The sequence below is a fragment of the Nocardia nova genome (assembly GCF_002933465.1).
Taxonomy (GTDB): Bacteria; Actinomycetota; Actinomycetes; order Mycobacteriales; family Mycobacteriaceae; genus Nocardia; species Nocardia nova_B.
The window spans coordinates 334,193-346,346 of record NZ_PSZE01000003.1 but is presented as its reverse complement, the minus strand read 5'-3'; the positions used below and the strand labels follow the sequence as shown (position 1 = coordinate 346,346).

Genomic DNA, 12,154 nt, shown 5'->3' with positions numbered 1-12,154 from the left:
GATAAGCTCCGAGGGATCAGCGGGCGCGAGGCGGACGCACGCGGCTCATCGGGGTGGTTTCCGGTTCTCGCAACTGGTCGACGATTCCCTCCGCACTCCGCGCCGCGGTCAGGCAGGCCTCGGTGGTGAATCGGTCGGCCAGCGGATGGCGCGCCCGACCACGCCACTTCCGCACCGCCGCCACCGCGTGTGCCTGCAATTCGCCGCCCGGAGCGTCCGGGGGCAATCCCAGGCGCAGGTGCGGCGCCACGCCGGAACCACCGACCAGCCGGTACAACTCGGTGGCATCGTCTGCGGGCAGGGGTAATTCATCGGTGCGCAACCGCCCGAGCAACCGCAGCTCGGCGAATCCGTGCACATCCGCCAACAGACTGTTGATATGGGGCAGCAGGTCGTCGGCGCGCGTTCCCGGATGAGCTGCCACGATCCGCGCCACCGCTGTCAACGCCGAATGCGCCTTCAGCTGATCGGCTCGCTGGGCGAACTGCACCTCGAGCACCGTGCGCAGTTCCTCCACGCCGCTGCGCTCGCCGAGTTCGCGTGCCAGCGTGGTGGAGTCGCGCACACCCAGCCGGATCAGCGTCACCGCCATGCGAATACCGAACAGGCCGAACCGGGCCGCGAGATGGGCCCGTAGTTCCGCCGGCACCGGCAGGGGCAACTCCGGATGCGCGAATCGGTCCGCGGACAGCAGCGCGATGCTCAGGTCGTCCACCGAGATCCGCGCCAGCGCCTCGAAGGCATCGAATTCGCGCTGCCGCAGCGTCGCGCCGGCGAAGGCGAGCAGGCCGGCCACCGGAATGACCGCCTGGCACAATCCGGTTCGCTCCAGTTCGGTGGCGAAGCGGGCCGAGACCTCGCGGGCCGAATGCAGGGCATCGATGCGGCCGGCGCCGATCTCGTCGGCCCGGGAGACCACCCCGATCACGCCGAGCGGACCCGAAACACCCTGCCGGGCAACACCTCCGGCGCCGATGCGTTCCAGGAATCCGATATCGGAGGCGTCCAGCCGGCGCAGCAGATAGACGACCGCGTCGGCCTCGGGCACGGTCACCGCCGCATTCTCGTCGGGGGTGAGCAGCCGCGAGGTGCGCAGCGACACCTCCCGCGACAGCGACGAGGTGCCCGGGGTGTCGATGATGGTGGTGCGAGCCAGGGTGGCGGCCGGCCACTGCACATCCAGATGGTCGACCTCATGCTCACCGGCGGCGTTCCAGCGCAGCGCCGACAGGTCGAAGCTCAAACCGTGCGCCCCGGGTAGGCCGTCGGCGCCGGGGGTGCGCCGCACCACCACATCGGCGCTCGCGCCGTCGGTGGCCAGGGCGCTCACGCGCGGTGCCGGGCCGTGGCGATACCAGGTCACCATCCGGGTGCATTCGGTGGCATCGGTCGGTGCGATGTCCTGTCCGACCAGCGCATTGAGCAGTGTCGATTTACCGGCCTTGAGCTGCCCGGCCAGGGCGACCCGCAGCGGTTGGTCGAGGCGGCGCGCACAGTCACCGAGCATCACGGCGGGGCGCGACCGTGGCGCATAGGCCTGGCGGGCGGCCGAAACCAACCGGCGCGCCTCCCCCACGATGCCCGGCGTCTGGTCGCTGACCTGGTAACTCACGCGTCGACCGTACCCGAGCAACCTGGGAATCCCGGTGCCGTGGGTTACGACTGTGCCCCGCGCGCATGACGTCCGGACGGACCCGCCGGCGGCAGCATCGCATCGGCGTGACGTCGCAGTTCGGCCACCACTCGCAATTGCCGCTCGAGTTCCGCGCACCGCTCCGTGCGCTGGGCGTTGGCCACTCCGGCGGCATCCTGCGCGGCCTGCAGCGAATCGTTGATCGAACGCAGACTGCGGTCGGCGATGCCGGTGAAGTGATCGCGCAGAATGCGATGGATGCGATGCAGCCGGTCGCGCGACTCCTTGCCCGCCTCGAAGCTCACATCGTCGAGGTAGCGGCGCACCGCCATCTTCGCCTCGCTGCGCTTGCGTGCCAGCCGTTCTCGTTTGTCGTCGCGAAACGCCTTGCCGCCCAGCAGCACACCCGCGCCCAGCGACACCGGGTTGATCAGCGCCAGACCCGCGACCGTACTGGCCAGGCCGATCATCACCATACCGCCGTAGGAACCACGCATACCGACGAGCAATTTGTGGCCGATGCCGAGATCCGGCTCGAGATCGGCCAGCGTCACCGCCGCCACGCGCGATTCCTCCAGCTCCGAACCCGACCGCACCGCAGGCAGATCCACCGCGCCGAATTCGAGAAAGTGCTCGGCCACCCGCTCGGCCAAGTGGATGGCGCGATGATGCGTCCACAGCAGGTTGTCGCCGATGGCGGTGTCGGTCGTATGCATCAGCCACTGTTCCAATTGATCCCACAGCCGGCCGGGATCGTTCTCGTCGATCCACTCCTCGGCCGTTCTGCCGATGGCGCGCAACCGATCTCGCAGATCGTGGTCGATATCGCCGGCCAGATCGGTGATGCCGTCGCCCAGCGTCTGCTGCCAGGCCGCGGTCCGGCGATGCAGCTCCTCGGCCTGCGCCTTGGCGGTGCGCAGTTCGCGGATGGCCGCCGCACCGCGTTCGGGGTCGCGCAGGGCGACCAGTTCGCTGCTCAGCGCCAGCGCGAGATGTTCTGCGGCAGAGGAGATGTCGAGAGCCACCGCGCGTTGCGCCGCCGCCTTGTCCCGGGCGACCACCTGCTCCCGCAGGAAGTCGAACAGGACACCGAAACCGGATTCCCGGCCCAGCTGCTGATCCTGTAGCCGCATGGCGTGGCTGCGCAGCAGCGCCGAGACCGGGATAATCGGCAGCGCCAGGCGATTGCGCTCCACATGCGCCTGGTCGGCCTGCAATACCTGACGCCAATGCGGATACAAATCGATCTTGCTGAGTATCAGCGCCACGGCCGGGCACAGTTCGCGCACCTGCCGCAGGAAGTCGACCTCCGGTTCGGTCAGTTCGGTGGAGGCATCCGAGAGCACCAGCACCGCATCGGCGGCCGGGGCCAGGGCGAGAACCGCTGCGGCCGTCGCGGTTGCGTGGCCCCCGACCGGTGGGGTGTCGATGACGACGATCCCGTCGGCCAGCAGCGGATTCGGCAACTCGATCTCCACCCGCGCCACCCGACCGTGCGGGGACTGCGGCGTGACGGTGTGAATATCGCCGAGCGGCAGCGGAATCCGCCGACTGTCCCGCTCGTCACCGGACGGCGTAGTGACGACGGTCTCGGCTCGGGCCTGCGCGCCGTGGGAGAGCACGATCGGCACCCCGGTGGTCGCATCATCTCCGACCGGGCTGATGTCGAGATTCAGCAGCGCGTTGACGAATTGACTCTTGCCCTGGTTGCCCAGGCCCACCACCACGATGCGGCGGCGGGGGTCGCGGATCCGGTCGGCCAGCACCTCCAGCCGGCCGACCAGATCGTCGCGATCGGCGGTGCGCGCGGCGGTGATGGTTTCCGAGAGAATCCGCGACAGCGGAGAGGCAGGCGCCTCCGGAGCGGCGTTCGCCACAACCACACTGCTCATTTTCGTTGCACCCCAACCTGTTTCGCTACTGTATCCGATGCTTCGCCGCTACCCTCAGTGCAGCAGTCCGCCGGTGATGTCACCGGAGGCGTGCGTATCGGTGACGGACGAGGCGTGGCCGGAGGTGTCACCGAACAGGCCGGAATCCGTGTGACCGCCGGTGTCGAGCCCGCCGGACAGCGAGCTGTTGCCGCCCGCCGTCAAGGTGCTGTCGATTCCGCCGTGCGCACCGAGGGCGCTGTCCACGCCGCCGCCGATGCCCGAGGTGCCGACGCCGGAGATATCGGTGCCGACGCCGCTGCCGAACGCGTGCGACACATCGACACCGGACCAGGTGCCGGCTGCCGTACCCGAGAGTGCCGAGGATGTATCCGTGCCCGCGTGCAGTCCCGAGTCGACCGAACCCGTCAGACCCGAGCTCGCATCGGCGCCCGCGTGCAGCCCTGAATTCGCCGCGCCCGACAGCGAGGTCGACAGGTCGCCCGCACCGTGGAGGCCGGACTCCGCGGTGCCGGACAACGACGTTCCGAGGTCACCGGCACTGTGCACACCCGATGCGGCGGTCCCGGACAGCGATGTCCCCAGGTCGCCGGCACTGTGCACAGCCCCCGCGCCCGCGCCGGACAACGACGTGCCCAAGTCGCCGGCACTGTGCACAGCCGAGGCGCCGGCGCCCGAGAGCGAGGCCGCCAAGTCACCGGCCGTGTGGACTCCCGCATCCGCCGATCCGGACAGTGAGGTTCCGAGGCCCGTCGCGCTGTGCACACCGGAGGTCGCCGCACCCGACAGCGAGGACGACAGATCCCCGGCGGCATGCACACCCGAGGCCGCGGCCCCGGACAGATCCGCGCCGGTGTGCACACCGACGCCGAGACCACCGGACAACCCGGTCTCCAACCCGGTCGCACCCTGCGCCCCCGAAGCCACCGCCCCGCCGAGTCCGGCTCCGATACCGGTGGCTCCCCCGAGTCCCGCGGCTGCATTCGCAGCACCGCCGAGCACACCACCGAGCCCGGCGCCCGCGTTCGCGGCACCACCGAGACCGGCACCGGCGTTCGCCGCACCGTTCAGAGCACCACCGAGCCCGGCACCGGCATTCGCGGCACCGCCCAGTCCCGCTCCGGCCTTCGCGGCACCGTTCAGCGCACCACCGAGACCAGCCTGCGCGGCACCGCCCAAATCTCCGGCCGCCTGTGTCGCCCCCGACAGGTCGCCTCCGATCCCGGCACCGGCGTCGGCCGCCCCGCTGAGTGAACCACCTAGGCCCGCAGCCGCATTCGCCGCTCCACCGAGTGCGCTACCGAGCCCAGCGCCGCCACCCGCGGCACCCGCGAGTCCTCCACCGAGTCCGGCACCCGCTTGGGCCGCACCCCCGAGAGCGCCACCGAGGTCGGCTCCGGCCTGCGTCGCACCACCGAGCGCACCACCCAGATCGCCACCCGCATGGACCGAATTCCCGAGCGAACCCTCCAGTCCCGCACCAGCATCGGCGGCGCCGCCGAGCGCCCCGCCGAGTCCGGCACCGCCCGCCGCAGCACCACCCAGCGCACCACCGAGGCCAGCGCCCGCGTCGGCCGCGCCACCCAAGGCACCACTCAGCTCGGAGCCCAATCCGGTCGCGGCACCCGCAGCACCCGACAAACCCGCACCCAGGTCGCCGGCGGCGTTCAGCGCACCACCGAGACCGGCTCCCGCATCGGCAACACCACCCAGCGCGCCACCGAGACCGGCACCGGCGTTGCCCGCACCACCCAAGGCACCCCCGAGCCCTGCGCCCAGCCCCGTTTCGAGTCCGGTGCCGAGTTCACCGCCGGCGTTCAGGGCGCCTCCGAGGGCTGCGCCCAGGCCGGCACCGGCTTCGGCCGCGCCGCCGAGCGCTCCGTTGAGTTCGCTTCCCAAGCCCGCACCGGCTTCGGCCACGCCGCTCAGTGCTCCGCCGAGCCCGGCGCCGAGGCCCGAGATTCCCGCGCCGAGCCCCGCCGTCGCTTCGGTCAAACCTGTTGCGGTGGAGGTGATTCCGGCCTGGATTCCGGTGCCGATTGCGGTGGAGAGGTCGGCGCCCGCCTGCGCGATGGTGTCGGCGGCGCCTTCGATTCCCGCGGAGAGGCCGAGATCGGTGCCGGCCGTGCCGGTGCCCGAGAGCGTGCCGCCGAGTCCGACCGCGACCCCGGTCAAGGCGCCCAGTCCGGCGGTGAGCCCGGCCGCGGCGCCCGCGCCGACCGATGCGGCTGCGCCCAGTCCGGCGGACAGCCCCGCCCCCAGATCGGCGCCCAGCCCAGCGCCGAGGCCGAGGCCCGCACCGGCCTCGATGCCGGTTTCACCACCGAGTGCGGCCCCGGCGCCCAGGTTGGCCTCGCTGATCGCCCCCGCTTCGCCGGCCAGGCCGCCCGCGAGCCCACCGCAGCCGCCGGCCGCGAGCCCACCGCTGCCGCCGGCCGCCGCGCCGAGACCACCGCCGGCCGCCGCGCCGCCCCCGGCCGCCACGATGGCGGCGAGCTGCGAGCCGCCCGTGACCAGGGCGGATTCGGCAACCATCGGTGCCACGGCGGCGATATCCTCCGGCGTCACCGCCTCGAGTCCGGCCGCGCACAGCGATTCGGTCGGGTTGGTGCAGTAACCGGCGGCGGCCTCGTGGTCGCGCAGCAGGTTGAGGATGAATTCGAGAATGGCGTTGGGGGTCATCGCAGATCGTCTCCTGGATCGGCGGACCATCGTCGATCCGCAGCAGTCGAATTGCCTTTCACGCTAAGAAGCCCCGGCGTTACGCGAAACGGGGCGAATCCCCTGATTTCCGTATCGGCCCCGATAGGGGAATCCGGCGCATTAGGGGACTTTCCCCGAACCTTCCGTCTCAGGGGTAACGGCGGCCCCCCGGCAACCGACAGTGGGATAGATCGTGACGACCGCAAATATTCGTGACGACCGCAAATACCAACGACAGGGGTTCTCGAATGACTCAGGGCCTGACGCTCGGCATCACGGTCGGGTCGTCGCGCACAGTCGCCGCGACCGGCTCCACTTCCGCGAGCGCCGACCCGGAAAATGTCTCTGTTCACATTCGTCGCCACCGTTTCGGATCGGCGCCCGAATTGTCGGAGAATCTATTGTCCCGCGTGGGCGATCCGGTCGATATTCTCCTGCCCGACGGCTCCTCCGTCGCCGCCGCCGATCTGGTGGCCGAAACGATCTCCCAGGTCGTCGCCGATTTCGATCCGGTTTCCGTGGTCGCGACCGTACCGGCGTGGTGGCCCGCACACATCGTCGAGGCACAGCGCCGCGCGCTCGACGAGGCACAGCGCCGCGCGCTCGACGAGCCACAGCGCCGCGCGCTCGACCGTGCCGACGCCGAGCCGGTGGTACTGGTCGCGGAACCACTCGCCGCGCTTCGTCAGCTCGAGGCGAGCACTCCCTTCCCACCCGACACCCCCGTCGTGGTCTACGACTCCGGCGCCACCGGTACCACGGTTTCGGTCGTGGGTTCGGGCCCGCACTCGGGGCTGCTGGGCGAACCGGTTCGCTCCACCGAGGTCTCCGGCGCGGAATTCGATCTGCTGACGATGCGCTACGTGCTGGCAAATGCGTTGGGAGAAACGGATTTCGACCCGTTCGACCCGGTCGTCGAACGCGAATTGTCGATACTGCGAAACCGTTGCGCCGATGCGAAACACCGGCTTTCGACCGAGACCGCCACGATGGTTCCGGTCCGTCTGGCCGGTATCGCGCGCGATGTGCGCCTCGTGCGTGACGATGTGGAGGATCTGTTCCGCGGACCGCTCGCGGATTCGCTGAACCTCGTGCACGAGGCGGTGCGGCGCGCGGGAGTGGGCATCGACCGGGTGGGCCGGATCCTGCTCACCGGTGGCGGAGCCTCGATCGGACTGCTCACCGAACTGATCTCCGGGGAGTTCGCGATCCCGATCGCCCCCGTCGCCGATCCCGGTTCGCTCAGCGCCCGGGGAGCGACGTTGCTCGCCGCGGACCTGTACACCGAAGCGCAGCATCGCGCCGCGGCCCTGGCCGTACCCGATCTCGCGCTCGATTCGACCGAGCCGCACGGTGTTTCCGACGACGCCACGACCACGGCCCTGCCGGCGATCGGCGACCGGACCATAGTCGCACCGCCGCCCGCCGATACCGCCGCTCCGGCCGGAACCAGCCGGTGGCGCCGCGTCGCCTTCATCGCCGGCGCCGCGATCGCCGTGGGCGCGGTGGCCACCGGCACCCTGGCCCTGGGCACCGCGGGAAGTCCGTCGAATTCGTCGCCGTCCCCCGCGGCAGCCACGTCCGCGGCTCATGCGGCGGCGACCTCGGCCGGGGTGGCGCCGGCCGGCGCCACCGACCCCGCGCATCCGACGGCCGGAAGCCCGGTGACGGTCGCGAACAACACCGGCACCACCCGCGCCGGCACGGCCGCCGCCGAGAACTCGGCGGGTGCCCCGGTCCCGGGGACCGCCGCACCGAATTCCGCCGACCCGAATTCACCGGCGCCGAATTCACCGGCCCCGGCCTCCGCCGCGGCACCGAACACACCGGCGCAGAACTCCCCGGCACCCAATTCCCCTGCCCCGCAGGCACCCCCGCAGACGCCCGTGCAGACGCCGTCCGCGCCCTCGGTGCCCTCCCAGCCCACCGCACCGAGCTCTCCCGGTGGTTCGCTGGGAAATACGCTGGGCAACACGCTGAACGACGGTCTCGACCAGACAGGCAACACCCTCGGCACGGTGCTGCAGGCGCCGGGCAAGGTGCTGCCCCACGAAGGCAACTGAGGATCGGTGACAGTGGTCGGCAACCTCGCGGTGGCATACGGCGCCCTTCCGGGCGCGCGGGAGATTCTCCGGGAACTGGATTCGGTCTCCCCGGATCCGCTCGTCTACCTGATTCGGGGACGGTGCGGCACCGGGAAGTCCACGCTGCTCGCCGCCGTCCGAAATCGCCTGCGGCGCAGCGGTGTCGGCTGCTTCGACGATGTGAGTGCGACGACCACCCCGCCCGATACCCGCGCCGCCGTGGTCGTCGACGACGCCCACACCCTGGACCAGCTACAGCTGGAAAAGCTGTGCGCCGCCGTGGAATCGGATTCGCGCACGATCATCGTCGCGACCCGGCCGCAACCGCACGACAGCGCACTGCGCGCGCTGGCGGACGCGGTGTCGCGACGCGGCCGGGTGATCGAGCTCCGGCCGCTGGGCACCGCCGATATCGCTCCGTTCGCCCGCGAATTGGGAATGACCGTGCCACGCCCGGTCGCCGATCACATTCACCAGCACACCGGCGGCATCCCCGGTGGTGTGGTGGCCGCCCTCACCGCCGCCTGCGCCACCCGGCTCGAGGGCGGCATCGAGGCCGTCGACCAGGCCGTAACCGCCTGGGCGCGAACGCTTCTCGACGATACCGAACCGCAACTGCTCGAGGTGCTGACGGTTGCCACCACCGGCGCCGGCCTCGATCCGGGTGAGCTGGCCGAGGTGCTCGGCACCGACGAGACGACGGCGGTCGGACTCGTCGACCGGGCGCGCGCCGGGGCCCTGATCACCGACGCCGACCTGTTGCTGAGCCCCGCTATCGAACCATTGCGCACCCTGGTCGGCGAACGCCGGTTCGTCTCGATTCAGCGCCGCCTGCTCACCGCCCGCCTCGAGGCCGGGCTCCTGCGCGACCACACCGCCCTGCAGCTCGCCGAATCCGGGGTACGCGACGATCGGCTGGCCGAATTCCTGCGCGCCGCAGCGGAAAACGCGGGCAGCGACGCGAGCCGGTACTACACCGCCGCCGTGGCCAGCGGTTACGAAGCGCAGCGGATCGCCATCCCCCGCGCCACCGCGGCCGCGCTCGGCGGTGACGACGAATCCGCCCTGCGCTTGGCCGAACCCGTACTCGCCCGCACTGACGCGCCCCACGCGGAACTCGCCGCTGCCGTCCGGATCTGCGCGAGCGTCCAGGCCCGCCGGGGGCTGATCGGCCGGGCGGTGCAGCTGTATGCCTGGCTCGGCACCACCCGCACCAGCGCCGACTGGGCGACCGCCGCAGCGGTGTTCCACCTCGCCGGAGCGGTCGGCGACGCGCAGGCGGTGTCGGGTTCCGCGGCACAGTGGCCGCCCACGGAATCCAATGCACGCACCGGCCGCTTCGCCACCGCGCTGGCGCAGAGCATCACCGGCGAATCCCGCAGTGCCGCAACATCCGCCGCGGCCGCCCTGATCCAGCTGGCCCGCACCGCGGCGCCGGAGGATCGCATGCTGCCGTGCGCGCCGGTCGCGCTCGCGACCCTGCTGTGCCTGAGTATGGGTGAACCCCGCCGCGCCGCCGACGCCCTGCGCGGCACCGATCCGCACGATCCGCAGATCCGGGTGCTGACCGCGTGGACGGCGATGCTCGGCGGCGACGAACAGACCGCCGCCAGAACGGTCGCGGCCGTCGACACCACCGCCCTGCCACCGCGCGATCGCCTGCTCGCACACGGCGTCCTGGTCGGCCTGGCCCGCCGCGCGGGAGACCACGGCGTCCTGCTGCGCGCCTGGGAGGCCGCCTACCCGACCTTCGACGAGGTCGACGCCGACCTGCCCGCGCTGCTGCCGATCGGTGAGCTGTGGCTGGCCGCCATCCGCCTCGGTGAGCAGGAACGGATAGCCCGGTTGGTCGAGGCGGCGCGAAATGTGTTGCGCAGCGCGGGAAATCCCCCGGCCTGGGCGAATGTTTTCCACTGGTACGAGATTCAGGCCGCGATCGCCCACGAGCGCCCGGACGAACTGATGCCGCCCGCTCGACTATTGAAAACGGCTGCGCAGGAGGGTGATCCGCATGCCGCGATTCTCGCCGACGCGGGACGCACCTGGGTGCTGGTGCTGCGCGGTGAGGTCGCCGAGGATCGGGTGACGGCCGCGGTGCGACGGCTGGCCGCGATCGGCATGGTCTGGGATGCGGCCCGGCTGGCCAGTGAGGCGGCGTTGAGCGCCGGTGATCCCGCCACCGCGACCGCCCTGCTGAAACTGGCCCGCACGGTCCGCGCCGGCTCCCGGCCCTCGGCCGCGCCCGAGCGGACTCCGGCCGCCCCGCGCGCCGCGACCCCCGAACCGGCGGCGGCCTCGGTCCTCAGTGAGCGCGAGCGCGAGGTGGCCGAACTGGTCCTGCTGGGCCTGACGTACCGGGAAATCGGCGCTCGGCTGTACATCTCCGCGAAGACGGTGGAGCATCATGTCGCGCGGATCCGACGTCGAATCGGAGCCGGATCGCGTTCGGAGTTATTGTCGATGCTCCGCGCAATGGGACACGGTTCGCTACTCGTGTGATCGGCGCGCTCGAGACACCGAAGCGAGGTATTGAGGATGGCCACAGGGGTGGGCCTGCGGATCGCCGAGGACGAATGCATCGCGGCGATCGCCACCAGCGGTGGCGAAACCGACGAGACGCCCGAACCCCTGTACATCGCGCGCGAGTCGGTGCTGCACATGTCCGACGAGGGCGATACCGCGCTCGGTGGTGAGGCGCCGCCCGGACATACCCATTCGATCACCGGATTCGTCCGCGCGGTCGGAGATCCCGCCGGTATCACCGTCGACGACGGCGAGGCCTACCGCGCCGAGGATCTGGTGGCGACGGCGATCTTCTGCCTGATCAACCTGGCCGCCGAGCATCTGAGCGGCCCGGCCGAGTTCTACGCCACCCATCCCGGCGACTGGCCGGCCGAGTATGTGCGCGGTTTGCGCGAGGCCCTCGACTACCTGGGGCTGCGCTCGGTGGTTCTGGTCAGCGAGGCCGACCTGCCCGCGTCCGACGACAGCCGCGGTCGTGCTCGCGATGCGGCCCGCGCGGCCCTGGCAGCCGTGCTCGCGACCCCGGCCGGGACCACCCCGCCCGATCCGGCCGGCGCCGAGAACGCACTGGTGGTCACCGATGTGCTGCCCGCCGTCGAAACCTCCGACAGTACGGTTCAGGCGTATTCGGCGGCGATGCCGGCTGCCGAACCCGAACCCGAGCCCGAGCCCCCCGCCATGACCGTCGCGGCCACCGTGGCCGCCCCGGCGGAAGTGCCACCGGCCGAACCGAAGCGCAATCGACGCACCCCGCTGCTCATCGCCGCGGCCGCGGCCACCGCCGGTCTCGTCCTCGGTGGCATCGCGGCGGCCCTGCTGCTGCGCGACGACGCCACCACTCCGGTCCCCACGACCGGCGTTTCCGGCCGGGCGGAGGCACCCACGCTGCCGGTGACGACGACGGTCGCACCACCCCCGCCGCCCCCCGTCGCGCCGCAACCCGCGCCGCAGGAGTACACCGAGACACCGGCGGAGACGACCACCACCCCACCTCCGCCACCACCGCCGCCCACCTCGACCGTGACTCCGACCCCGACCACGACGCCGGGGACCACGTGGCAACGGCCCACGACCACCCCGCGCACCACCACGACCACGCCCAACGGTCTGGAACCCGTGCCAGGATTGCCGCTGCCGCCGGCCCTGCAGTTCTCCTAGTCACCGACTCCGTGATGATTTCGTAGCGAAACTCACGCCGTTGTGCCCTAAAGTGATGCGCTGACCGGTCGTTCCGGACGTCGTACCGGACGAGCGGTCTGCTTGATGGTCGAGGGCTGTTGCCACCCAATGGTTTACCGCCCACGGGTGGCCGGCACGTA

Annotated in this window: 6 protein-coding genes; 3 read left to right on the top strand and 3 right to left on the bottom strand. The window is 71.3% G+C overall.

Annotation, left to right across the window (positions count from 1 at the left end):
* Positions 1 to 16: 16 nt before the first annotated feature.
* Genes C5E41_RS05850 through C5E41_RS05840 form a run of 3 tightly spaced genes read right to left on the bottom strand, consistent with a single transcriptional unit; the run spans position 17 to position 6,207 of the window.
* Positions 17 to 1,612: a dynamin family protein gene (locus C5E41_RS05850; protein WP_258080760.1), complete on the bottom strand. Its 1,596-nt coding sequence runs from the start codon at positions 1,610 to 1,612 to the stop codon at positions 17 to 19.
* A 44-nt stretch (positions 1,613 to 1,656) separates the two neighbouring features.
* On the bottom strand, positions 1,657 to 3,525 hold the full coding sequence (locus C5E41_RS05845; RefSeq protein ID WP_104374782.1) for a dynamin family protein: 1,869 nt from the start codon (positions 3,523 to 3,525) through the stop codon (positions 1,657 to 1,659).
* A gap of 54 nt (positions 3,526 to 3,579) precedes the next feature.
* On the bottom strand, positions 3,580 to 6,207 hold the full coding sequence (locus C5E41_RS05840) for an IniB N-terminal domain-containing protein (RefSeq protein ID WP_104374781.1): 2,628 nt from the start codon (positions 6,205 to 6,207) through the stop codon (positions 3,580 to 3,582).
* A 431-nt stretch (positions 6,208 to 6,638) separates the two neighbouring features.
* Here C5E41_RS05840 and C5E41_RS05835 point away from each other — a divergent pair, with 431 nt between their 5' ends.
* Genes C5E41_RS05835 through C5E41_RS05825 form a run of 3 tightly spaced genes read left to right on the top strand, consistent with a single transcriptional unit; the run spans position 6,639 to position 11,993 of the window.
* The gene (locus C5E41_RS05835; protein ID WP_181063108.1) at positions 6,639 to 8,291 is read left to right on the top strand and encodes an Hsp70 family protein; all 1,653 of its coding nucleotides are present in this window, start codon (positions 6,639 to 6,641) and stop codon (positions 8,289 to 8,291) included.
* Positions 8,292 to 8,297: 6 nt separating this feature from the next.
* On the top strand, positions 8,298 to 10,811 hold the full coding sequence (locus tag C5E41_RS05830; RefSeq protein ID WP_258080759.1) for a LuxR C-terminal-related transcriptional regulator: 2,514 nt from the start codon (positions 8,298 to 8,300) through the stop codon (positions 10,809 to 10,811).
* A 36-nt stretch (positions 10,812 to 10,847) separates the two neighbouring features.
* Positions 10,848 to 11,993: a hypothetical protein gene (locus C5E41_RS05825; protein ID WP_146097467.1), complete on the top strand. Its 1,146-nt coding sequence runs from the start codon at positions 10,848 to 10,850 to the stop codon at positions 11,991 to 11,993.
* Positions 11,994 to 12,154 lie beyond the last annotated feature (161 nt).

Bases quoted from the DNA above. Each gene is read 5' to 3' on its own strand.
- C5E41_RS05845 (WP_104374782.1), bottom strand. From the start codon at position 3,525: ATGAGCAGTGTGGTTGTGGCGAACGCCGCTCCGGAGGCGCCTGCCTCT.
- C5E41_RS05840 (WP_104374781.1), bottom strand. From the start codon at position 6,207: ATGACCCCCAACGCCATTCTCGAATTCATCCTCAACCTGCTGCGCGAC.
- C5E41_RS05825 (WP_146097467.1), top strand. From the start codon at position 10,848: ATGGCCACAGGGGTGGGCCTGCGGATCGCCGAGGACGAATGCATCGCG.